This window comes from Kitasatospora sp. NPDC056800, assembly GCF_042789775.1.
Taxonomy (GTDB): Bacteria; Actinomycetota; Actinomycetes; order Streptomycetales; family Streptomycetaceae; genus Kitasatospora.
On record NZ_JBHUAL010000113.1, the window covers coordinates 1 to 21,564 of the forward strand.

The following is a 21,564-nucleotide window of genomic DNA, read 5'->3' on the forward strand; positions in this document are numbered from 1 at the left end:
GCCCCGTTCCGTGCCGTCGCGGCCCCGAAGGCCCGCGACGGGCCTCAGGCGGCCTCGGTGACCTCACGGGTCGACGGGACCGGCATCAGCCCCTCGCGCTGGCGCCGGCGGCCGAAACGCGGCATCCCGAGCGTGATGAAGGCCTCCGCCTGCATCGCGGCGAAGCCGATCCGGGGCAGGTCCCGGGTGCTCGGGAAGACCAGGAAGCGCGGCTCCCACTCGGGCTGGAACTTGGCGTTGAACTTGTACAGCGACTCGATCTGGAACCAGCGCGACAGGAACACCAGCAGCCCCCGCCAGGCGCGCAGCACCGGGCCGGCGCCGATCCGCTCGCCGCGGGCCAGCGCCGAGCGGAACATCGCGAAGTTGAGCGACACCCGGCGCACGCCCATCGCGGGCACCGCCTGCAGCGCGGCGACGATCAGCAGCTCGTTCAGGCCCGGGTCGGCGGCGCGGTCGCGGCGCATCAGCTCCAGCGAGATGCCGTCCGGGCCCCAGGGCACGAAGTGCAGCACGGCCTTCAGGTCGTCGCCCTCCTCGCCCTCCTCCGGGGCCTTGTGGGCGGTGACCACCACGCAGTCGTCGTCCAGCGGGTCGCCGAAGCGGCCGAGGGCCATCGAGAAGCCGCGCTCGGTGTCGGTGCCGCGCCAGCGGGCGGCGGCGTCGGCGATCCGGTACTTCTCCTCCACGGTGAGCTCGGAGACCCGGCGCACCTGGCAGGAGTAGCCGTTGCGCTCGATCCGCTTGACCATCTGGCGCACGTTGCGCATGGCCCGGCCGGAGAGCGAGAAGGACGCGGTGTCCACGATCGCCTCGTCGCCCAGCTCCAGCGCGTCCAGGCCCGCCTCACGGGTCCAGACCTCGCCGCCGACCTCGCTGCACCCCATCACGGCCGGCACCCAGGCGTGCTCGCGGGCCTCGGCCATGAACACCTTGATCGCGCCCGGCCAGGCCTCGACGTCGCCGACCGGGTCGCCGGAGGCCAGCATCACGCCGGAGACCACCCGGTAGGAGATCGCGGCCTTGCCGGTGGGCGAGAACAGCACGCTCTTGTCGCGGCGCAGCGCGAAGTAGCCGAGCGAGTCGCGCTCGCCGTGCCGCTTGAGCAGCTCGCGGACCTTCTCCTCGTCCTCCGCGGTCAGCTCGGGCTTCGGCTTGCCCGGGCGCAGCGCCAGGTACGCGGTGGTGAAGGCGGTCAGCAGGCCGAGCCCGCCGAGCAGGTAGGCGACCAGGTCGGACATCCGGACGTTGTTGTACCGGATCGGGCCCTCGAAGCCGAACAGTCCGTACCCGACGTGCTGCAGGCGCTCGGTCAGGCCCGGGTGGCCGATCTCGTACTTGGTCCGGGTGCTCACGATCAGCAGGCCGAGCAGCACGCTGAGGACGCCCATGACGACCAGGTTGACCACCGCCCGCCAGCGGGTGCGCGGGTCGGCCTTGGCGTAGAACTCGCGCTGGTGGACCAGCATCACGGCGAGGACCACAAGCGAGACGACCGCCGGGCCGATCTGGTGCCAGCGCACGATGTGCAGCCCGGCGCTGACCGGCAGCAGCACGCAGACCGCCCGCCAGGCCCGCCGCTTGCGCCGGCGCAGCGCGTGCGCCAGCGGCACCAGCAGGATGCCGACCATCAGCGCGCCGACCGCCGCCAGGCTGGTGGTGCCGCCCGGCAGCTGCCCCGCGAAGGTGTGCACCTTCGTGTGCCGGAGCCTGGGGAACACCGCGCTGGCGATGTCCACGAGCCCGATCAGCAGACAGGCGTAGCCGACCGCTCCGGGGAGCCAGGCCCTCGGGACGGCGGACGCCTGGTTGCGCAGCGTCTGCAGGCCGCGGCGACGGCGCGGCGGCTGCTCGGGGCTCGGCTCAACGGACACGGGAACGCTCATGGAAGCTCAGCGTAGAGGCTGCGGTGCGGTGTCCGGTCACTCCGGGGGAGGACGCGTGATGGACCTTCATGCCTATTCCTTCATCAGGCAATGCGCATACCAAGGACCCGGAAACGGTCGGTAAACCGGGGCCGTGGTCGCGCTGCGGGTTGAGCCGGCGGTGGGAGCCGGGGGCCCGCCGCAGCGTGGCGCGACGGGACCCTCCGGGACGCGTTACGTACGGTGGACGCCGCATTCTAGGGCGCCGGTTGCCTCCGGCTCTCCCCGCCCTACCAGCCCGCCCGGGCATCCGGACAGCCTAGCCACGGTGGCCCGGCCTGACGGACCGCCAGACGATGAAGCCTGCACCGACAGTGTCCCACCGGAAGGCCGACGGCATGGAACTGACCAGCGACGCGCTGGTGAACTCGCTTCTCGCACTCGGCGCCGCGGCGGTCGTCACGACCCTGTGGCTCTGGCCGCGGCTGGCGCCGCAACGTCCGCTGCCGGTGCTCGGCCGGATCGGGTTACTGACGGTCGTTCAAGCCTCGGTCCTGGCCGTGCTCGCGCTGTCGGTGAACAACTCCTTCGGGTTCTACACCTCCTGGGACGACCTGCTCAGCCCCGGCGGCGCCAAGCTCGCGCTGGCCGGCAACGAGAACCACAGGGGCGGCACCCCGGTCCCCGACGCACTGGTCCAGCCCACCACCGAGGGCGGCCTGGAGACCATCACCAACCTGCCGAAGGGCCCGCCCGAGGAGGTCGGCAGGATCGAGTCGGTCCGGGTGAGCGGCAAGGAGACGGGCTTCTCCGACCAGATGTTCGTCTACCTGCCGCCCGCGTACTTCGACCCGAAGCTCACCCTGGTCCGCTTCCCCGTCCTGCTGGCCATCGCCGGCTACCCGGGCACCACCTTGAACCTGCTGCACGAGCTGCCCCTCGCCCAGACCGCGATCGAGCTGCAGCGCTCCGGCAAGATGCCGCCGACCGTCCTGGTGATGGCCCGCCCGGCGGTCGTCCCGTCCCGGGACACCGAGTGCGTGGACGTCCCCGGCGGGCCGCGCACCGAGACCTGGTTCGTCAAGGACGTCCCCGAGGCCATCCTCAGCGCCTACCGGGTCGGCCGCACGGCCGGCTCCTGGGGCACCCTCGGCTACTCCACCGGCGGCAGCTGCGCGCTGCGCCTGGCGATGCGCTTCCCGAACGTCTACGGCAGCGCGGCGAGCCTGCACGGCGACTTCACCGTGCGCCAGGACAACTACACCGGCGGCGACCTCTTCAACGGCGACAAGGCGCTGGCCCAGCAGCACGACCTCGGCTGGCGGCTGCAGAACCTGCCGGTCCCGGCGCTCAACGTGCTGGCGGTCTCCACCCGCGCGGAGGGGGACTACCCGCAGACCGTCCAGTTCGTCGACCTCGCCACCAGGACCGCGGCGGCCAACCCCCAGTTCAAGATCGACTCGCTCTACCTGGACGACGGCGGGCACAACTTCGACAGCTGGACCAGGGAGCTGCCGGCCACCCTCGAATGGCTGGGCTCGCACCTCGGCTAGCGCACGTGGGTGACTACCCGCCGGTCGGCCCGCCCGGCCGGCGGCCCGGGGGGAACGTATCGCGACCGCCCGTCGGCCCCCGCCGGGCGCCCCCGGACCCGCGCAGGAGGCACTGTGCTGAGCACCCGCTCGCTCTTCGACGAGATCTACCGCAACGACCAGGCGTACCAGCTGTTCTGCAGCATCGCGGCCGGCGGCGAGGACCAGGGCGGCTGGGAGAACGAGCGGATCGCCGCCCTCACCCGGGACCCGGTCCTCGCCCCGAAGGTCGCCCGGCACGGTGCCGACGAGCGCAAGCACGGCCGGATCTTCGCCCAGCTGCTGAACCGGCGCGGCCTGCCCAAGGTGCCCGTGCCCGACGAGACCGACTACTGCATGCTGCTGGAGCGCCAGGGCATCGGCCTCTCGCACGAACGGCTGAACAGCGACGTCCCGCTGACCGACCGCGAGCTCATCACCTACCTCGCGCACAGCCGGGTCACCGAGCAGCGCGCCGCCGAGCAGATGCGGCAGCTGGTCAGGGCGTACGCGGACAACCCGGCCCTCGGCCGGGCGATGCGGGTGATCTCCGCCGACGAGGACGACCACCTCGCCTACTGCCACGAGGAGCTGCTGCGGCTGATCTCCGAGGGCCACGGCCCGTACGTCCGGCACGCCCTGGAGACCAGCGCCCGGGGCGAGGTCCGCACCTACCGGGACGTCGGCCTCGCCGTCACCGCCCGGATGGCCCGGATCCTGCGCTGGCCGCGCTGGCAGCTCGCCCTGATCACCCTCGGGGTGCGCGCGCTCCACCTGTACGACCGCGCCTACGGCTGGCGCCGGATGGTCACGCTGCGGATGCCCGAGCACCGCAACGCGCTGGGCACCCCGGCTCCGCCGCACGCGGAGCACGAGGTGCCCGGTTCCTGAACCGTCGGCCCGGCCGGCGCCCTACCGGCCGATGATGAGGCTCATCGCCTCGGCCCGGGTGGCCGGGTCGCGCAGCTGGCCGCGCACGCAGGAGGTGATGGTCTTGGCGCCGGGCTTGCGGATGCCGCGCATCGACATGCACATGTGCTCGCACTCGACCACGACGATCGCCCCGCGCGGCTCCAGGATCCGCATCAGCGCGTCGGCGACCTGGCTGGTCAGCCGCTCCTGCACCTGCGGCCGGCGGGCGTAGACGTCGACCAGCCGGGCGAGCTTGGACAGCCCGGTGATCTTGCCGCTGGTGGACGGGATGTACCCGACGTGGGCCACGCCGCGGAACGGCACCAGGTGGTGCTCGCAGACCGAGGTCAGCTCGATGTCCTTGACCAGCACCATCTCGTCGTGGCCGAGGTCGAAGGTGGTGGTGAGGACGTCCTCGGGCTCCTGCCACAGGCCCGCGAATATCTCCTTGTAGGCGCGCGCCACCCGGGCCGGGGTCTCCAGCAGGCCCTCGCGGTCCGGGTCCTCCCCGACGGCGAGGAGCAGCTCGCGGATGGCGTTCTCGGCCCGCTTCTGGTCGAAGGTACCGACGGCGGGCGGACCGTCGAAGGTCACCGGGTCGATCATGCGGGCCTCGCTTATGTATCGGAAGACTCTGGCTGAACAGCACGGATGCCGCGCCTCCAGGGTACAAACCCTGGTGACGCGGCATCCATTCCCTACGGAGCGGGGGTCAGCCCTCGGTCGGCGGCTCGGTGGCCGGCAGCGGCGGGAGCTTCACGACGTCCACCGGAGCGGCCTCGCCGGAGGCGGCGCCGTTGGTGAGCGCCAGCTCCTTCGGGGACTGCACCGGAGGCCGGGTGGACGGCGTGCGGCGGGCGGAGCCCGTCCAGGCCGGCCGGGTCGGGCGCTTGACGATCGGGGCGAAGACCTCGGCGATCTGCTCCTTGTTCAGGGTCTCCTTCTCCAGGAGCTCCAGGACCAGGTTGTCGAGCACGTCGCGGTTCTCGACCAGGATCTCCCAGGCCTCGTTGTGCGCCGTGTCGATGAGCTTCTTGACCTCTTCGTCGACCAGCCCGGCGACCTCTTCCGAGTAGTCGCGCTGGTGGCCCATCTCGCGGCCCAGGAACGGCTCCGAGTTGTCCGAGCCGAACTTGATCGCGCCGAGGCGCTCGGTCATGCCGTACTGGGTGACCATGGCCCGGGCCGTCGCGGTGGCCTTCTCGATGTCGTTCGAGGCACCGGTGGTCGGGTCGTGGAAGACCAGCTCCTCCGCCGCGCGCCCGCCCATCATGTAGGCGAGCTGGTCGAGCATCTCGTTGCGGGTGGTGGAGTACTTGTCCTCGTCCGGCAGCACCATGGTGTAGCCGAGGGCCCGGCCGCGGGACAGGATGGTGATCTTGTGCACCGGGTCGCTGTACTGGCAGGCCGCCGCGACCAGGGCGTGGCCGCCCTCGTGGTACGCGGTGATCTTCTTCTCCCGGTCGGACATGATCCGCGTGCGCTTCTGCGGACCGGCCACGACGCGGTCGATCGCCTCGTCCAGGATGCCGTTGTCGATCAGCTTCTTGTCCGAGCGGGCGGTCAGCAGCGCCGCCTCGTTGAGGACGTTCGACAGGTCGGCACCGGTGAAGCCGGGGGTGCGCTTGGCGACGGCCGACAGGTCGACGTCGGGCGCGATCGGCTTGCCCTTCTGGTGCACCTTGAGGATGTCCAGCCGGCCCTGGAGGTCGGGGCGCTCGACCGCGATCTGGCGGTCGAAGCGGCCCGGGCGCAGCAGCGCCGGGTCCAGGATGTCGGGGCGGTTGGTCGCGGCGATCAGGATCACGCCGCCCTTGACGTCGAAGCCGTCCATCTCGACCAGCAGCTGGTTGAGGGTCTGCTCGCGCTCGTCGTGGCCGCCGCCGAGGCCCGCGCCGCGGTGCCGGCCGACGGCGTCGATCTCGTCGACGAAGACGATCGCCGGGGCGTTCGCCTTGGCCTGCTCGAAGAGGTCGCGGACGCGGCTGGCGCCGACACCGACGAACATCTCGACGAAGTCCGAGCCGGAGATGGAGTAGAAGGGCACCCCGGCCTCGCCCGCGACGGCGCGGGCCAGCAGGGTCTTGCCGGTGCCGGGCGGGCCGTAGAGCAGCACGCCCTTGGGGATCTTGGCGCCGACGGCCTGGAACTTGGCCGGCTCCTGGAGGAACTCCTTGATCTCGTGGAGCTCCTCGACCGCCTCGTCCGCGCCGGCGACGTCGGCGAAGGTGGTCTTCGGGGTGTCCTTGGTGAGCAGCTTGGCCTTGGACTTGCCGAACTGCATGACCCTGGAGCCGCCGCCCTGCATCTGGTTCATCAGGAACAGGAAGACCAGGACGATGATCACGATCGGGAGCATCGACAGCAGCAGGCTGACGAAGGTGCTCTGCTTCTCCGGGCTGATCGTGTAGCCCTCGGCGAGCGTGCTCGCGTCCTTGTCGTTGACCTGGGCCTGGAGCTTGTCGGCGATGGCGACACCCTGGTCGCCGATGTAAGAGGCCTGGAACTTGGTACCGGACGGGGTCTTGCCCGTTCCGGCACTGGGCAGCGTGGCGCCGTCCTTGAGCTGGATCTTGATCGTGTTCGAGTCACCGGTGGTGATCTGCGCCGACTTGACGTTGTGCGCGTCGATCGCCGCGACGACCTGACCGGTGTCCACCGTCTTGTAGCCGTTGGAGTCCGAAACGACCTGCATCAGCACGATGACGGCGAGGACGGCCAGCACGATCCACATGATCGGCGCACGGAAGTATCGCTTGACGTCCATCCATGCGGGGCGTTGCCGCCCCGTCCCTCCTGCCACTCAACGGCGCCGGGGGGCTGTTGGGCCGCGGCGCAATCCGATTGGTGCTCATGTGAAGAGCGGTTTATTGGACCGTACCGCAGTCGGACCCACCCATGGCGGGAGCACGGCGAGACGGCTGTGGTTCTTTGTCCCCGGGGGTCCAACGGGCGGGAACGGCCTACTGTTCCCGCCCGTAACCCGAACGGGGCCGTCAGCCGCCGTAGACGTGCGGGGCGAGGGTCCCGATGAAGGGGAGGTTGCGCAGCTTCTCCGCGTAGTCCAGGCCGTAGCCGACCACGAACTCGTTGGGGATGTCGAAGCCGACGTACTTGACGTCGATCTCGACCTTGGCGGCGTCCGGCTTGCGGAGCAGCGCGCAGACCTCCAGCGAGGCCGGACCGCGCGAGCCCAGGTTGCCGAGCAGCCAGGACAGCGTCAGACCGGAGTCGATGATGTCCTCGACGATCAGGACGTCACGGCCGGCGATGTCGGTGTCCAGGTCCTTCAGGATCCGCACCACACCGGAGGACTTGGTGCCCATCCCGTACGAGGAGACGGCCATCCAGTCCATGGTGACCTGCGAGTGCAGGGTCCGGGCCAGGTCGGCCATGACCATCACAGCCCCCTTGAGGACGCCGACGATCAGCAGGTCCTTGCCTGCGTAGTCCCGGTCGATTCGCTCGGCCAGCTCCAGGAGCTTGGCGTCGATCTCGTCCTTGCTGATGAGCACCTTCGCGAGGTCAGCGCCCATGTCGTTCTGGTCCACCGGGGATACGTCCTCAAACGTTCGGGGTCTGTGTGGCCGGCGGTCGGCTCCCCCTGGGCATGCCTCGCCCGTCAGTCGCCCTGCCGCCGAAAGACCAGCGTGCCACACCTGCGGGTGGCCTCGACGCCCCCGGGTAGGTGCAGCGGGCCCTGTCCGCGCCATCCGGTGACCAGCAGGTCGATCGTCTCCAGGTGCCGGGCGAACAGGTCCCCGGCCGGACAGCCCGCCCGCAGCGCGGCCCGGCGCAGCACCCGGCGGCGCACCGCGGGCGGCAGTTCGGCCAGCTTCACGGCGTCCAGGGCGCCGTCGCCCGTACGGAGGTCGCGTTCGGCCAGTGCGGCCCACTGGTCGAGGGCGTCGGCGTCGTCGCGGAACAGCCGGGCGGTGCGGGCCAGCGCCTCGACCACCCCGCCGCCCAGGTGCTTCTCCAGGACCGGCAGCACCTCGTGGCGGACCCGGGAGCGGGTGTAGGCGGGATCACAGTTGTGCGGGTCGTCCCAGACCGGGATCGACTGGGCGGCGCAGGCCTGCCGGGTGGCCGCCCGGTCCAGCTCCAGCAGCGGGCGGCGGTAGCGGCCCTTCTGGGCGGGCATCCCGGCCAGCGAGCGGGAGCCGGAGCCGCGGGCCAGGCCCAGCAGCACGGTCTCGGCCTGGTCGTCCCGGGTGTGGCCGAGCAGCACCGCGATCGCGCCGTGGCGGTCGGCGGCCGCGTCCAGGGCGGCGTAGCGGGCGTCCCGGGCGGCGGCCTCCGGGCCCCCGGCGCGGCCGACCCGGACCGGGACCGCCTCCACCGGGTCGAGGCCGAGGCTGCGCAGCCGGTCGGCCACCTGGGCGGCGCGCTCGGCGGATCCCGCCTGGAGGCCGTGGTCGACGGTGACGGCGCCGACCCGCAGGCCGATCTTGGGGGCCTCGAAGGCGGCGGCGATGGCCAGCGCCATCGAGTCGGCGCCGCCGCTGACCGCGACCAGGACCAGCGGCGAGCCGGGCGCGGCCGGGGTGCGGGGCAGCCCGGAGGGGTGGCGCGCGGCGTTGCCGATCAGGGTGGTGCCGACCGCGGCACCCACCAGCGGCGCCCCGGCCGGGCGCTCCCGCGGTCGGCGCACGGGCGCGGTGAAGGTGGAACCGGCCTCGGCGGCGAGGTCGGTGAGCGTACGGCGAACGGCCAGGCGTATCGCGGCGACGGCGGGGTGAGGACCCACGGCGGACGACTCCTCGACGGAGGGGGGACAGGACGTGCGGCGGACGCGGCGGGGACCGCGCACCCGCATGAGCACCCGGTTACCGGGCGCTCACAGATGGTGGCAGATAGTGGCCACCCACTACGCCACCCGCGCCCCCGGCAGGTCGACCGTCCCACGTTCGGGTGAATGAAGAAACGCTTCTTCACTCGTCGTCGGCCTGATTGGACCACTCGTACGAGCGGGTTTGACCGGCGCGCGCCGCTTGCCGTCCGGCGTACGGCGCGCCCGCGTCACGACCGCGCTCAGCGGGCCACCCGGGCCACCCAGGCGGCCGGGTCGTGGATCTCGTCCTTGGTGGGCAGGGTGTTCGGGGAGGTCCACACCCGGTTGAACCCCTCCATGCCGACCTGCTCCACCACCCCGCGCACGAACACCGCGCCGTCCTGGTACTGGCGCAGCTTCGCGTCCATGCCGAGCAGCCGGCGCAGCAGCAGGTCGAGCCGGTTGGCGCCGCGGTCCCGGCGCTGCTGGAACTTCTCCCGGATCTCGGCGACCGTCGGCACCACGGCCGGCCCGACGCCGTCCATCACCACGTCCGCGTGGCCCTCCAGCAGCGACATCACAGCCGTCAGCCGGCCGAGGATCTCGCGCTGCGCGGGCGACTGGACGATCTCCAGCAGGTTCCCGGAGGAGGCGCCCTCCCGGCTGCCGCCACCCGGCAGGCCGCCGAGCGAACCCGCCGCGTCCCGCAGCCGCTCCAGCAGGGCGCCCGGGTCGACGTCCGTCTCGGCGAGGAAGGACTGCACCTCGGACTGGATGTGGTCGCGCAGCCACGGCACCGCGGTGAACTGCGTCCGGTGCGTCTCCTCGTGCAGGCACACCCAGAGCCGGAAGTCGGACGGGTCGACGTCCAGCTCCCGCTCGACGTGCACGATGTTCGGCGCCACCAGCAGCAGCCGGCCCGGCCCGGGGCCCTCCGGCCCCAGCCGCGGCTTGTCGAACAGCGCCGCCGGGCTGTCCGGCGCCTCCAGCGGGGGCTCGGCCGGGGCGAAGGTCTCGTACTGGCCCAGCACCTTGGTGGACAGGAACGCCAGCAGCGCCCCGACCTCGATCCCGGTCGCCTTCTCGCCCACCGCGCCGAACACCCCGGCCGCCGTGCTGTTCGCCCGACGCGCCTGGAGCTTCTCCACCAGCGGCTGGACGACCGTGCGGAAGCCCGCCACGTTGGCCCGGATCCACCCCGGACGGTCCACCACCAGCACCGGCGTCGCCGCGGCCTGGGACAGGCTGGACGAACGCATGCCGGTGAACGCCCGCACGTGCTCCTCCGCCTCCAGGGCGTGCCGGCGCAGCTCGGCGACCACCGCCGCCGCTTCCTCCCGGCTCACTTCCGGACCCGGCCGCACCAACCTGGTCGCGGTTGCGACCGCGAGGTTCCAGTCGACCATGTCAGCACCGCCACTCGCGCTCGTCATGCCCTCACCGTACGTGCTCCCCACCACCAACGGCAGCCACCCGCCGCGAACACCTCTCCCCAACGGGCCCCGGCCCCACCGGTCTCCGGCCGCGACCAGTGGCGGGCAGCGGACCGGTGCGCGGCGGCGGGGTGCCTCCGGGCCGCCGGGCCGGGGCCGTTGAAGGGCGGCGCCGGGTCAGTGGCAGCCGCAGGTGGTGAGGCGGGCGGCGACGCGGTCCATCGCGGCGCGGGCGGTGTCGGCGGGGGCGGCGGTACGGGTCATGACGGCGAAGGCGAGCAGGCGGCCGTCGGCGTCGACGACGGTGCCCGCGAGGGTGTTGACGCCGCTGAGGGTGCCGGTCTTGGCGCGGATCAGCCCGGCCGCGTCGGCGGCGCCGGACCCGGAGCCGTAGCGCTTGTTGAGGGTGCCGGTGAAGCCGGCGACCGGGAGGCCCGTGAGCACCGGGCGCAGGGCGGGGTGCTGCTCGGAGGCGGCCAGCGCGAGGAGTCGGACCAGGACGGCGGGCGGTATCGCGTTGCCCGGGTGCAGGCCGCTGCCGTCGTTGAGGACCACGGTGCCCATCGGCACGCCGAGCCGGGTGAGCTCCTGGGTGACGGCGGCCGCGGCGCCCTCGAAGCTCGCGGGCTGGTGGGCGGCGATGGCGACCTGACGGGCGATCGCCTCGGCGAGCTGGTTGTCGGAGGTGGTCAGCAGGCGTTCGACCAGCCGGGCGACGGTCGGCGAGAAGACGTCGCCTAGGGGCGCCGTGCCGGTGGCGGTCGGGGCGGGCGCGGGCGCGGCGGCGGGGCCGGCCTTGCCCGTCACGGTGATGCCGCGGGCCCGGAGCAGCGCGGCGAAGGCCTCGGCGGCCGCGGCCGCCGGGTCGGCGACCCGGTCCGGCGCGTCCTCCCGGCTCTTCGGGTCCGCCTTGGCCTCGTCCACCATCAGCGGGACCACCAGGGCGATGTTCTGGGCGTCGTGGTTCCTGTGCTGCGGGCCGCCCGCGTACATCGACAGGTCGTAGTCCAGCTGGACCGTCGTGGTGCCGAGGCCCTTGAGGCTGTCGGCGGTCTGCTGGGCGAGGGAGTCCAGTGAGGCGGGGGCGGTGTCGGCGTCGGCCGGCTGACCACCGATCTGCACCTGGTCGGCGGGCAGCGCGGTGAGCGTCGGGTCGCCGCCGCCGACCAGGGTGATGGTGCCCGGGGCCACGCCCTGGACCACCCGGGTGTGCAGCCGGGTGTCGCCCGGGATGAGGGACAGGGCCGCGACCGCGGTGGCCAGCTTGGTGGTGGAGGCGGGGGTGGCGGGGGTGTTCTCCCCGGAGCCGTACAGGAGTTGGCCGGTACCGGCGTCCGCGACGGCGAAGGTGACCTCGCCGAGGTTCTTGTCGGCGAGCACGGCGGCGAGCGCCTGCCGGAGGCCCTGCGCGGTGGGGACGGCGGCGCCCGGGCCGCCCTCGACGGCGGCCAGGACGGCGCCCGGCGCGGGGGCCGGGCGCACAGCGGACGCGTCGCCACCCCCGGTGGCGGGCACGGGGGCGCCGGGCACGGAGGCCGCGGGCGTGGGCGCGGCGGGCGGCGCGGCGCGACGGGCGGGCGCGGCAGCCGGGTCGTCGTTCGACCGGGGACCGGCGCCGCCCTTCCCGTGCTCGCCCTTCCTCCCGCCGTGGCCGTTCGGTCCGTCGTGGTCCTCTCCCTCGCCCGGCCCGGCGCTGTGCCCGCCCGGCGGCGGGGCCGGCTGCGCGACCGCACCACCCGAGGTCAGGACCGTACCGACGACCAGGAGCGCCGCTCCGAACAGCCCCGCGGCCGTCCCCCCGCGGCGGCCCGCCGCCCCTCCCCCTGTGCCCACCGACCGGCCCCTTTCCCGAGCACCCGCTCCCGTAGGAGACACTTGGATTCTGTCAGTCCCTACCTTGGAGGAACCGTTGGAGTTCGACGTCCTTATCGAAATCCCGAAGGGCTCTCGTAACAAGTACGAGGTCGACCACGAGACCGGCCGTCTGCGGCTCGACCGGATGCTCTTCACCTCGACCCGCTACCCGGCCGACTACGGCTACGTCGAGGGCACGCTCGGCGAGGACGGCGACCCGCTGGACGCCCTGGTCATCCTGGACGAGCCGACCTTCCCGGGTTGCCTCATCAAGTGCCGCGCCATCGGCATGTTCCAGATGACCGACGAGGCCGGCGGCGACGACAAGCTGCTCTGCGTCCCGGCGACGGACCCGCGCTGGGAGCACCTGCGCGACATCCACCACGTGTCGGAGTTCGACCGCCTGGAGATCCAGCACTTCTTCGAGGTCTACAAGGACCTGGAGCCGGGCAAGTCCGTCGAGGGCGCCAACTGGGTCGGCCGCGCCGAGGCCGAGGCCGAGGTCACCGCTTCGATCAAGCGTCTGGCGGAGCAGGGCGGCCACTGAGCCGTCGTTCCGATCCCACTCGGCCGGGGACGGTCGGAGGCAGGTCGGGACAGCCCGGGGCCGGGGTTCGCGGATTCGTCCGCGGACCCCGGCCTCTGTCGTGTCCGGGGACGGGACGTCTTGCCGACAGCCTGTCGGCAAGACGCGAAGTTAGGTTAGGCTAACCACATATTCAGCCGATACCCACCGGCCGATCCCGGACCCTGGAGGCCGCATGCCCACGCCCGCGCCCGCCCCGTTCTCCACCGTGCTCCGCACCGCCAGCAGCGAGGAGCACGAGGCCGCCGAACAGTCCTCGTTCATGAGCCGGCTGCTGGGCGGCGGTCTCGGGATCGAGGCGTACGCCGACCTCACCGGCCAGCTCTGGCACGTCTACCGGGCCCTGGAGGACCGGGCCGAGCAGCTCGCGGAGCACCCGCTGGCGGGCCCCTTCATCGACCGGTCGCTGCTGCGCACCGCCGCCATCGAGCGCGACCTGGCGCACCTGCGCGGGCCCGACTGGCGGGACGGCCTGGCCCCGCTGCCGGCCACCGCCGCGTACGTCGCCCGGCTGGAGGAGCTGGCCGCCGAGTGGCCGGCCGGGTACCTCGCGCACCACTACACCCGCTACCTGGGCGACCTGTCGGGCGGTCAGATCATCCGGGGCATCGCGGAGAAGACCTGGGGCTTCGAGCGCAAGGGCGATGGCGTGCGGTTCTACGTCTTCGAGGAGGTCGACAACCCGGCCGCCTTCAAGCGCGAGTACCGGGCGAAGCTGGACGCGGCCGGGGAGGCGATGGACGAGGTCGAGCGGCGCCGGGTGGTCGAGGAGTGCAAGCGGGCCTTCGTGCTCAACGGGGCGGTCTTCCGCGACCTGGACACGCGCTACCCGCTGAGTGCGTAAACGTTCCTCCTTACCCCGGTCACGGGAAACGGCCCCGGCGAGCGCTTGCTCGCCGGGGCCGTTCAGCACTCCGTCCGGGCGTCAGGCCTGGACCGCGCCACGGCGGTTGCGCACCAGGACGGTGGCGCTGCCGCCGACCAGCAGCAGACCGGCCGCGGTGGCCAGCAGCGGGACCACCGGGGTGTCCGCGCCGGTGGCGGCCAGCGAGCCGCCGCCCGTACCGCTCAGGCCGCCGGTGGTCAGCGAGGCCCCGCCGGAGGTACCGCTGCCGGCGCCCTGGCCGCCGCCGGCCGCGGAACCGCCGCCGGCACTGCCGTTGCCGTTGCCGGAGGAGCCGGCCGGCGGCAGCTTGGCGTCCTTGTCGAAGGCGAGGGTGGCGCTGACCGGGTCCAGGGCCGTACCGGCCGGGTAGTTGGAGAAGGCCGGCACCCCCTCGGCGGTGAGCGTGGCCGGCACGCCGGAGAGCGTCACCACGCCGCCGACCGGCTTCAGGGCGGCGGCCGGGACGTCCAGCCGGGCGATCCTGACACCGCTCAGCGAGGTCGAACCGCCGTCCTGGGACTTGCCGTTGACGTCGGCGGTCAGGAAGGCGCCGTCCCGGTCGATGGTCAGGCCCAGCTTGGAGAGCGTGGTGTCCAGCGCCCAGCCGTCCTTGCCGGGGTGGCCGAGGAAGCGGACCGAGCCGTTGAAGGCGGCGCTCAGGGAGTGGTCGGTGGTGTTGTAGGCACCGGTGGCGCCGCCGAAGCGGTAGTCGGCCGCGCCGCCGCCGAACTCGACCTTCCCGGCGGCCATCGGGGACTCCAGGTACGTGCGGAAGCTCTCCTTGACCTTCCAGTCCAGCGTCCCGTTCACCACCGGCAGGGTGGCCGGGGCCGTGCCGGGGCCCCCGCTCGCGGACGGGGAGGCGGTGGCGCCGGGCGCCTGGGTGGCCGACGGCGAGGAGCCGGGCGAGGGGGTGCCGGACGACGGGGCCGCGGTCGGCGTGCCGGTGGCCGTGGCGGTGGGGCTCGCGCTCGGGCTGCCGGTGGGGCCGCCGGTCGGGCCCGTGCTCGGCGAGGAGGTGGCGGACGGCGTGGCGGTGGCCGTCGCGGTCGGCGGCACGGTCGGCGGGGTCGTGGCCGGGCTCTGCTTCAGCAGCAGCGACAGCGGGTCCATGTCCGCCCCCGCCGGGTAGAAGCCGGCGAAGGCCCGGGCGCCCTGCTCGGTCAGCTTGGCCGCGGCGGGCGTCCCGTTGGTGGTGTCCCGCGCGACGGTGAACGTCACCAGCGGCACGTCGTCCCGGCGGGTGACGTCGGCGGCGCCCACCGACTCCTTGGAGGCGGTGTCGGCGGTCAGCGTGCCGGTGGTGCCGGAGGTGGTGATCCGCAGGTCGCTGAGCGCGACGTCCAGCGCGCCGTGGTGGGCGGTGAAGTGCACGCCGCCGGTGAAGGAGGAGCTGAGCGCGTGCGTGGTGAGGTCGTACGCCGCGTTCGCCAGGCCGAAGTGGAAGGTGCCGTCGGCGTTGCGGGTCGCGCCGCCGGTCAGCTCGATCGCGCCGCCCTGGGAGGCCGGGCCCTCGATGTAGCTGCGGAAGCTGGCCTTCACACCCCAGTCCAGCGCTCCGGTGTCGTACGTGACGCTGCTCGGGCCGCCCGCGCCGGAGGCCAGTGCGGGGGCGCCGAGGGCGGTCAGGCCGAGGCCGGCGGTGGCGGCCGCGAGGGCGGCCAGCCGGGTGCGGTTGCGGGACATGCTGGGTACTCCGTTCGGATGGGGGGAGGGAGCGGGGGGACGCTCCCGGAGGGGTCAGGCCGCGTCGTCGGCGTCGGGCCCGGTGGCGGGGGCCCCGGCCGCGGCGGCCGCCCGGCGGCGGCGGACGAGCAGGCCGCCGGTGGTGGCGAGGGCCGCCACCAGCACCGCGCCGCCGACCACGGCCGGCACCGGGACGCCGTCCGGGGAGGACGCGGCGACGGGCGCGGCGGCCGGGGAGGCGGGCGGGCTCGCGACGGCGCCCGGCGGGGTGGCCGGGGCGCTGCCGAGGTCGGGCAGCGGGGGCAGCGCGGCGGCCGGGTCGAGGGCGACGGCGAAGCTCAGCGGGTCCATCGCGGTGCCCGCCGGGTACAGGCCGCCGAAGGCCTCGGCGCCGCCCTCGGCGAGGGTGAGCGGCAGTTCGACGGCCGTCAGCAGGCCGCCCTCGGCCTTGAGGCCGGCCGGGTCGAAGGTCGCCAGCTCGACGCCGGGGAGCTGCCGGGTGCCGCCGTCCGGGGTCCGGCCGGAGACGTCGGCGAGCAGTCGGCCCTGGCCACCGGAGACGCTGACGCCCGGATTGGCGAGGGTGAGGTCCAGGCCGTAGCCGTCGCCGGCGCGCATGCCGGTGAAGCGGACGGTGCCGGTGAAGGCGGCGGTCAGCTCGCCGGTCTCCGGGTCGTACGCGCCCTTGGCCGGGGTCCAGCGGAAGAACGCGCCGCCGTCGGCCGCGCCGCCGCCGAGCTCCCAACGGCCCTGGGCGATCGCGCCGGTGACGTAGTCGCGGAAGGTGCGGCGCACGCCCCAGTCGAGGGCGCCGTCGGCGAACCCGGTACGGGCCGGGGCCTGGGCGGCCGGCTCGGTGGCCGGCGGGGCGGCCGGCTCGGTCGGCGACGGGGCAGCCGCCGGCGGTGTGGTCGCGGGCGCGGCCGTGGCGGCCGCGCCGGACGTCGGGGCGGGGGCCGCCGGCGTCGGCTGCGCGGCGGGCAGGTTGACCGAGAGGCTGAGCGGGTCGAGGGCCGTGCCGGCCTGGTAGAAGCCGCCGAAGGCCTTCGCTCCGGCGTCGGTGAGGGTCGCCGGGACACCGCTCAGCGTCAGGGTGCCGGCCGCGCCGCGCAGGTCGACGCCGGCCAGCGAGAGGTCGGCCAGCTTGGCCTGGCTCGCGCTGCTGACCTGCCCGGTCTCCTTGGACTTGCTGCTGACGTCGGCGTACAGCCCGGCCGCGCCGCCCTGGACGGCCTTGAAGGTGAGCCGGCCGATGCTCAGGTCGAGCGCGTTGGAGCCGCCCTCCTGGTGCCCGGTGAACCGCACGCCGCCGGAGAAGGCGGCGGTCAGCGCGCCGGCCGCCGGATCGTACGTGCCGTTCGCCGAGTGGAACCGGAAGGTGCTGCCGCCGACCGTGGCCGCGCCGCCGGTCAGCCCCCAACTCCCCTTGGCGATGGGCCCGGTGACGTAGGTCAGGAAGGACTGCTTGATGCCCCAGTCCAGCCGTCCGCCGGAGACCCTGCCTTCGGCGGCGGCCGCCGGCCCCGGCGACAGGCCCACGGCCAGCAGGGCGGCGAGGGAGGCCACCAGGGCGGCGGCCAGACGGCGGAGCCGGCTGGACAGGGGCACGGCGAATCACTCCTCAGGGGGCATGGGGGGATGCCGCAAAGGGGGCCCGGTGGGCACCACCCCCTTGCGGAACTCAGGTAAGGCTAACCTAATATATGAGTCAAGAGCCCCGCCGCCCCCTCCCCCGGCGGCGGGGCGCCACAGGCACCAACTCCCGGTGAAGGGAACCAGGTTGAGCAGCGTTACGATCCGATCCGGGGCGGCCCGCGGGCCCGTCCTCCTGCTGCTCGCCCTCGGCCTGCTGCTCGCCCTCACCGCCTGCGGTGCCGCGAGCGGAACGGCCGGGGCAGCGGGGGCGGCCGTCTCCCGCACCCCCGACGCCGTCGAACCGCTGCCCGGCGAGCCCGTCCCCCGGCTCCCGGCCACCACCGCCTCCGCCGACGGCCGCCAGGTCACCGTCACCAGCGCCGAACGGGTCATCCCGCTCAACGGCAGCCTCGCCGAGCTGGTGTTCAGCCTCGGCCTCGGCCCCAAGGTGGTCGCCCGGGACGTCTCCACCACCTTCGAACAGGCCGCCGCCCTGCCGGTGATCACCCAGGCCCACGACGTCTCCGCCGAGGGCGTGCTCTCACTGCACCCCACCGTCGTCCTCGCCGACCGCTCCACCGGCCCGGCCGAGGCGATCGCGCAGATCCGGGCGGCCGGCGTCCCGCTGATCGTCCTGGACGACGCCAAGCGGCTGGCCGACGTCGGACCGCGCATCGACACCGTCGCCGCCGCACTCGGCGTCCCGGACGCCGGACGGCAGCTCAAGGAGCGCACCGAGCAGCGGATCGACCAGGCCATGGCCGCCGTCCCGGCCGACGGCCGGCACCCCCGGGTCGCCTTCCTCTACCTGCGCGGCAGCGCCTCCGTCTACCTGCTCGGCGGCCCCGGCTCCGGCGCCGGCTCGCTGATCGAGGCGGTCGGCGGCGAGGACGCCGGCACCGCGGCCGGCCTCACCAACGACTTCGTCCCGCTCACCAGCGAGGCCCTGGTCAAGGCCGCACCCGACGCGATCCTGGTGATGAGCAAGGGGCTCGACTCGGTCGGCGGAACGGACGGCCTGCTCAAGCTGCCCGGCGTCGCCCAGACCCCGGCCGGGCTCGACCGCCGGATCGTCTCGATCGAGGACGGCCAGCTGCTCAGCTACGGCCCGCGCACCCCGCAGGTCCTGCGCGGGATCACCGCCCAGCTCTACCCGGCGGACGCCAAGTGACCACCGCCGTACGGGAGGAGACCTCCCGCGAGGCGCCCGGGGAGACCTCCGCGCCGACCGCCGGCCGGACCGCCCTGCTCACCGCCGGACTCGCCGCCGCCCTGCTCCTCTGCGCCCTCCTCGCGGCCGGCGTCGGCGCCTACCGCATCCCGCTCGGCGACATCCTCGCCTCCACCGCCCACCGCCTCGGCCTCGGCGGCCACGCCCTGGACCGGGTGCCCGAGTCCGTGCTGTGGAACGTCCGGCTGCCCCGGGTGGTGCTCGCCCTGCTGGTCGGCGGCTCGCTCGGCTGCGCCGGGGCACTGATGCAGGGCGTGTTCGGCAACCCGCTCGCCGAGCCCGCCGTGATCGGGGTCTCCTCCGGCAGCGCGGTCGGCACGGTGGCCTGCATCGTGCTCGGCCTGAACACCCTGGGCGGTTGGACGGCCCCCGTCTTCGCCTTCGCCGGCGGCCTGCTGACGGTCGTCGCGGTGTACGCGATGTCCCGCTCCGGCGGGCGGACCGAGGTGGTCACGCTGATCCTCACCGGCGTCGCCGTGAACGCCTTCTGCGGCGCGCTGATCGGCATCCTGCTGTTCATCGCCGACCCCGCCGCGATCAGCCAGGTCACCTTCTGGCAGCTCGGCTCGCTCTCCCAGGCCACCTGGGGCAAGGTGCTCGCCGTCCTGCCGTTCGCGCTGGCCGGCCTGGCCGTCGCCCCGCTGTACGCCCGCAGGCTGGACCTGCTGGCGCTCGGCGAGCGCCCGGCCAGCCACCTCGGGGTGGACGTCGAGCGGATGCGGCTGGCGCTGATCACCGTCGTCGCCCTGCTCACCGCGGCGGCCGTGGCGGTCAGCGGCATCGTCGGCTTCGTCGGCCTGGTCGTCCCGCACCTGCTGCGGATGCTCGCCGGGCCCGGCCACCGCTTCCTGCTGCCCGCCTCGGCACTCGGCGGCGCGCTGGTGCTGGTGGCCGCCGACCTCGCCTCCCGCACCGTCGCCGAGCCCGCCGAGATCCCGCTCGGGGTGGTCACCGCACTGATCGGCAGCCCGTTCTTCTTCTGGCTGCTGCGCCGGACCAGGACCAGGCAGGGAGGCTGGGCGTGAGACTGCGACGCCACCGGGAGATCCCCGAACGACCGGAGCCCGGAAGCGAGTTGCTCACCGCCGAGGGCGTCCGGCTGAGCCTCGGCGGGCGCCCGCTGCTGGACGGCGCCGCCGTCCGGGTCGCGGCCGGCGAACTGGTCGCGCTGCTCGGGCCGAACGGCGCCGGCAAGTCCACCCTGCTGTCCGTACTGGCCGGCGACGTCCGGCCGGACGGCGGGTCGGTCACCCTGCGCGGCCGCCCGCCGGCCGACTACGGCGCCGCCGAACTCGCCCTGCACCGCGCCCTGTTGCCGCAGTCCGCCGCACTGTCCTTCCCGTTCCCGGCCGACGAGGTGGTCCGGATGGGCCGCGCGCCGTGGGCGGGCACGGCGGCGGCCGCCGAGGACGCGGCGGCCGTGGCCGAGGCGATGGCGGCCACCGAGTCCACCGCCTTCGCCGGGCGCCCGTTCACCGCCCTGTCCGGCGGCGAGCGGGCCCGGGTGGCGCTGGCCCGGGTGCTGGCCCAGCGCACCCCGCTGCTCCTGCTGGACGAGCCGACCGCCGCCCTCGACCTGCGCCACCAGGAGCTGGTGCTGCGGGTCGCCCGGGCCCGGGCCGCGGCCGGGGACGGGGTGGTCGTGGTGCTGCACGACCTGTCCCTGGCGGCGGCCTACGCGGACCGGGTGGTCCTGCTGACGGGCGGGGCGACGGTCGCGGACGGGCCGGTCGCCGAGGTGCTGCGGGCACCGCTGCTCAGCGAGGTGTACGGGCACCCCGTCGAGGTGCTGGCGCACCCGCGCACCGGGGTGCCGCTGGTGCTGCCGGAGCGCTGAGCGCTTCGCCGGCGCTCAGTCCTCCAGCCGGAAGCCGACCTTGATGCACACCTGGTAGTGCTTGATCCGGCCGTCCTCCAGGTGGCCCCGGACCTGCGAGACCTCGAACCAGTCGAGGTTGCGCAGCGTCCGGGAGGCCCGCTCCACCCCGTTGCGGATCGCGGCGTCGACGCTCTCGGCCGAGGACCCGACGATCTCGGTCACCCGGTACACATGGTCGGTCATGGCGGACTCCCTCAGCTGTACGGACGCCCCCGGTCCACCGTGCACCGACCCGGGTCCGCCCGCACCCCGACGGGCGGCCGCCCGTCTTCGGAGAGGCCCTAGAACGCCGCCCGCACCTCGCCGACCGGCACGCCGCCGCCGAGCAGCGGGGCCGCGCCGATCCGCTCGACGGTCCCGTCCGCCCCGGTCACCCCGAGCCAGCGCAGCGCGGCCGCCAGCACCGGGCCGCGGGCCCGCTCGGCGCCGTCCTCGATCTTGAAGGCCAGCGCCCGGCCGTCCGGCAGCGCGACCACCTGGACGGCCTCGGCGCCCATCTTGGACAGCGCGCCCGGCACCGCCCGCATCAGCCAGGTGTCGGCCCGCCGGGTGCCGGCCACGTACTCGGGGTGGGCGCGCATCGCGTCGGCGACGCGGCGCGGCCCGCTGCCCTCGGCGGCCAGCAGCAGGCCGCGGTAGCCGCGGGCCAGGCCGGTCAGCGACACGGCCAGCAGCGGCGCGCCGCAGCCGTCCACCCCGGCGTGGGCGGCGGTCTCGCCGGTGGCCTCCTCCAGGGCCTCGCGGGCCAGCCGCTGGATCGGGTGGGCCGGGTCGAGGTAGCTCTCGGTGTCCCAGCCGTTGGCCGTGCAGGCGGCCAGCCAGCCGGCGTGCTTGCCGGAGCAGTCCATCAGGATCGGGGCGCGCCCGCCGCCGGCGGCGAGCAGCAGCTCCGCCTCGGTCTCGTCCAGCGGCAGGTCGGCCGGGGTGCGCAGGGCCGACTCGTCGAGCCCGGCGGAGCCGAGGATGCTCCGCACGCCATCGAGGTGAAACGATTCCGCGGAGTGGCTGGAGGCCGCCAGCGCCAGCAGCTCGCCCTCGATCGCCAGCCCGGCCCGCAGCGTGGCCACCGCCTGGAACGGCTTGGCGGTCGACCGCGGGAAGACCGGGGCGTCCGGGTCGCCGAGCGCGAACTCGACCGAGCCGTCGGCCGCGAGCAGCACCAGGGAGCCGCGGTGGCGGCCCTCGACGAAGCCGGAGCGTATGACCTCGGCGAGAACGGGCGCGGGGGCGGGCAGGGACATGGCGGTGTGAG

At 74.2% G+C, this 21,564-nt stretch carries 18 protein-coding genes; 7 read left to right on the forward strand and 11 right to left on the reverse strand.

Annotated elements, in window-relative coordinates; all coding sequences use genetic code 11:
- Positions 1 to 44: 44 nt before the first annotated feature.
- Positions 45 to 1,886, reverse strand: a complete 1,842-nt coding sequence (locus ACFRQN_RS23605) for a phosphatidylglycerol lysyltransferase domain-containing protein (RefSeq protein ID WP_380741892.1) — start codon at positions 1,884 to 1,886, stop codon at positions 45 to 47.
- Positions 1,887 to 2,263: 377 nt separating this feature from the next.
- Here ACFRQN_RS23605 and ACFRQN_RS23610 point away from each other — a divergent pair, with 377 nt between their 5' ends.
- Together ACFRQN_RS23610 and ACFRQN_RS23615 are read left to right on the forward strand one after the other, a co-directional pair.
- On the forward strand, positions 2,264 to 3,418 hold the full coding sequence (locus ACFRQN_RS23610) for an esterase family protein (protein ID WP_063780220.1): 1,155 nt from the start codon (positions 2,264 to 2,266) through the stop codon (positions 3,416 to 3,418).
- 114 nt (positions 3,419 to 3,532) lie between these two features.
- Positions 3,533 to 4,327, forward strand: a complete 795-nt coding sequence (locus ACFRQN_RS23615) for a ferritin-like domain-containing protein (protein ID WP_049654056.1) — start codon at positions 3,533 to 3,535, stop codon at positions 4,325 to 4,327.
- Positions 4,328 to 4,348: 21 nt separating this feature from the next.
- Here ACFRQN_RS23615 and folE read toward each other — a convergent pair whose 3' ends face one another.
- The 6 genes from folE to dacB form a co-directional block, all read right to left on the reverse strand.
- Entirely contained in the window at positions 4,349 to 4,954 is a 606-nt protein-coding gene (folE, locus tag ACFRQN_RS23620; RefSeq protein WP_049654054.1) for a GTP cyclohydrolase I FolE, read from the reverse strand.
- Between the two features lie 106 nt (positions 4,955 to 5,060).
- A complete protein-coding gene (ftsH, locus tag ACFRQN_RS23625; protein WP_074006436.1) occupies positions 5,061 to 7,115 on the reverse strand; it encodes an ATP-dependent zinc metalloprotease FtsH in 2,055 nt (684 codons plus the stop codon).
- A 229-nt stretch (positions 7,116 to 7,344) separates the two neighbouring features.
- The gene (hpt, locus tag ACFRQN_RS23630) at positions 7,345 to 7,899 is read right to left on the reverse strand and encodes a hypoxanthine phosphoribosyltransferase (protein ID WP_049654051.1); all 555 of its coding nucleotides are present in this window, start codon (positions 7,897 to 7,899) and stop codon (positions 7,345 to 7,347) included.
- A gap of 71 nt (positions 7,900 to 7,970) precedes the next feature.
- The gene (tilS, locus tag ACFRQN_RS23635; RefSeq protein WP_074006435.1) at positions 7,971 to 9,098 is read right to left on the reverse strand and encodes a tRNA lysidine(34) synthetase TilS; all 1,128 of its coding nucleotides are present in this window, start codon (positions 9,096 to 9,098) and stop codon (positions 7,971 to 7,973) included.
- Between the two features lie 284 nt (positions 9,099 to 9,382).
- On the reverse strand, positions 9,383 to 10,555 hold the full coding sequence (locus ACFRQN_RS23640) for a zinc-dependent metalloprotease (RefSeq protein WP_049659916.1): 1,173 nt from the start codon (positions 10,553 to 10,555) through the stop codon (positions 9,383 to 9,385).
- A gap of 177 nt (positions 10,556 to 10,732) precedes the next feature.
- Complete coding sequence (gene dacB, locus ACFRQN_RS23645; protein WP_380741894.1) at positions 10,733 to 12,388, reverse strand: D-alanyl-D-alanine carboxypeptidase/D-alanyl-D-alanine-endopeptidase; 1,656 nt, start codon at positions 12,386 to 12,388, stop codon at positions 10,733 to 10,735.
- Between the two features lie 76 nt (positions 12,389 to 12,464).
- On the opposite strand from dacB, the gene ACFRQN_RS23650 reads away from it, so the two are divergent.
- Entirely contained in the window at positions 12,465 to 12,956 is a 492-nt protein-coding gene (locus ACFRQN_RS23650; protein WP_030244505.1) for an inorganic diphosphatase, read from the forward strand.
- Between the two features lie 214 nt (positions 12,957 to 13,170).
- Positions 13,171 to 13,839: a heme oxygenase (biliverdin-producing) gene (locus ACFRQN_RS23655; RefSeq protein WP_380741896.1), complete on the forward strand. Its 669-nt coding sequence runs from the start codon at positions 13,171 to 13,173 to the stop codon at positions 13,837 to 13,839.
- Positions 13,840 to 13,920: 81 nt separating this feature from the next.
- On the opposite strand, the gene ACFRQN_RS23660 is transcribed toward ACFRQN_RS23655, so the two are convergent.
- Together ACFRQN_RS23660 and ACFRQN_RS23665 are read right to left on the reverse strand one after the other, a co-directional pair.
- Positions 13,921 to 15,567, reverse strand: a complete 1,647-nt coding sequence (locus ACFRQN_RS23660; RefSeq protein ID WP_380741898.1) for an HtaA domain-containing protein — start codon at positions 15,565 to 15,567, stop codon at positions 13,921 to 13,923.
- A 54-nt stretch (positions 15,568 to 15,621) separates the two neighbouring features.
- Entirely contained in the window at positions 15,622 to 17,175 is a 1,554-nt protein-coding gene (locus tag ACFRQN_RS23665; protein WP_380741901.1) for an HtaA domain-containing protein, read from the reverse strand.
- Between the two features lie 172 nt (positions 17,176 to 17,347).
- Between ACFRQN_RS23665 and ACFRQN_RS23670 the strand changes: the two genes are divergently transcribed.
- From ACFRQN_RS23670 to ACFRQN_RS23680, 3 genes are all read left to right on the forward strand, one after another.
- Entirely contained in the window at positions 17,348 to 18,373 is a 1,026-nt protein-coding gene (locus tag ACFRQN_RS23670) for a hemin ABC transporter substrate-binding protein (protein WP_234348688.1), read from the forward strand.
- A 74-nt stretch (positions 18,374 to 18,447) separates the two neighbouring features.
- A complete protein-coding gene (locus ACFRQN_RS23675; RefSeq protein ID WP_380741909.1) occupies positions 18,448 to 19,458 on the forward strand; it encodes a FecCD family ABC transporter permease in 1,011 nt (336 codons plus the stop codon).
- 2 nt (positions 19,459 to 19,460) lie between these two features.
- The gene (locus ACFRQN_RS23680; RefSeq protein WP_380741911.1) at positions 19,461 to 20,270 is read left to right on the forward strand and encodes a heme ABC transporter ATP-binding protein; all 810 of its coding nucleotides are present in this window, start codon (positions 19,461 to 19,463) and stop codon (positions 20,268 to 20,270) included.
- A gap of 15 nt (positions 20,271 to 20,285) precedes the next feature.
- Here the strand turns inward: ACFRQN_RS23680 and ACFRQN_RS23685 are convergent, their stop codons facing one another.
- Together ACFRQN_RS23685 and ACFRQN_RS23690 are read right to left on the reverse strand one after the other, a co-directional pair.
- Positions 20,286 to 20,495 (reverse strand): dodecin, encoded by a 210-nt coding sequence (locus ACFRQN_RS23685; protein WP_049661518.1) that lies wholly within the window; start codon positions 20,493 to 20,495, stop codon positions 20,286 to 20,288.
- Between the two features lie 98 nt (positions 20,496 to 20,593).
- On the reverse strand, positions 20,594 to 21,553 hold the full coding sequence (locus ACFRQN_RS23690; protein ID WP_380741903.1) for an asparaginase: 960 nt from the start codon (positions 21,551 to 21,553) through the stop codon (positions 20,594 to 20,596).
- Positions 21,554 to 21,564: the final 11 nt, after the last annotated feature.

Excerpts from the sequence above, each read along its gene's own strand:
- ACFRQN_RS23605 (WP_380741892.1), bottom strand. The coding sequence starts at position 1,886 with ATGAGCGTTCCCGTGTCCGTTGAGCCGAGCCCCGAGCAGCCGCCGCGC.
- ACFRQN_RS23610 (WP_063780220.1), top strand. The coding sequence starts at position 2,264 with ATGGAACTGACCAGCGACGCGCTGGTGAACTCGCTTCTCGCACTCGGC.
- folE (WP_049654054.1), bottom strand. The coding sequence starts at position 4,954 with ATGATCGACCCGGTGACCTTCGACGGTCCGCCCGCCGTCGGTACCTTC.
- ftsH (WP_074006436.1), bottom strand. The coding sequence starts at position 7,115 with ATGGACGTCAAGCGATACTTCCGTGCGCCGATCATGTGGATCGTGCTG.
- ACFRQN_RS23640 (WP_049659916.1), bottom strand. The coding sequence starts at position 10,555 with ATGACGAGCGCGAGTGGCGGTGCTGACATGGTCGACTGGAACCTCGCG.
- ACFRQN_RS23655 (WP_380741896.1), top strand. The coding sequence starts at position 13,171 with ATGCCCACGCCCGCGCCCGCCCCGTTCTCCACCGTGCTCCGCACCGCC.
- ACFRQN_RS23660 (WP_380741898.1), bottom strand. The coding sequence starts at position 15,567 with ATGTCCCGCAACCGCACCCGGCTGGCCGCCCTCGCGGCCGCCACCGCC.
- ACFRQN_RS23685 (WP_049661518.1), bottom strand. The coding sequence starts at position 20,495 with ATGACCGACCATGTGTACCGGGTGACCGAGATCGTCGGGTCCTCGGCC.
- ACFRQN_RS23690 (WP_380741903.1), bottom strand. The coding sequence starts at position 21,553 with ATGTCCCTGCCCGCCCCCGCGCCCGTTCTCGCCGAGGTCATACGCTCC.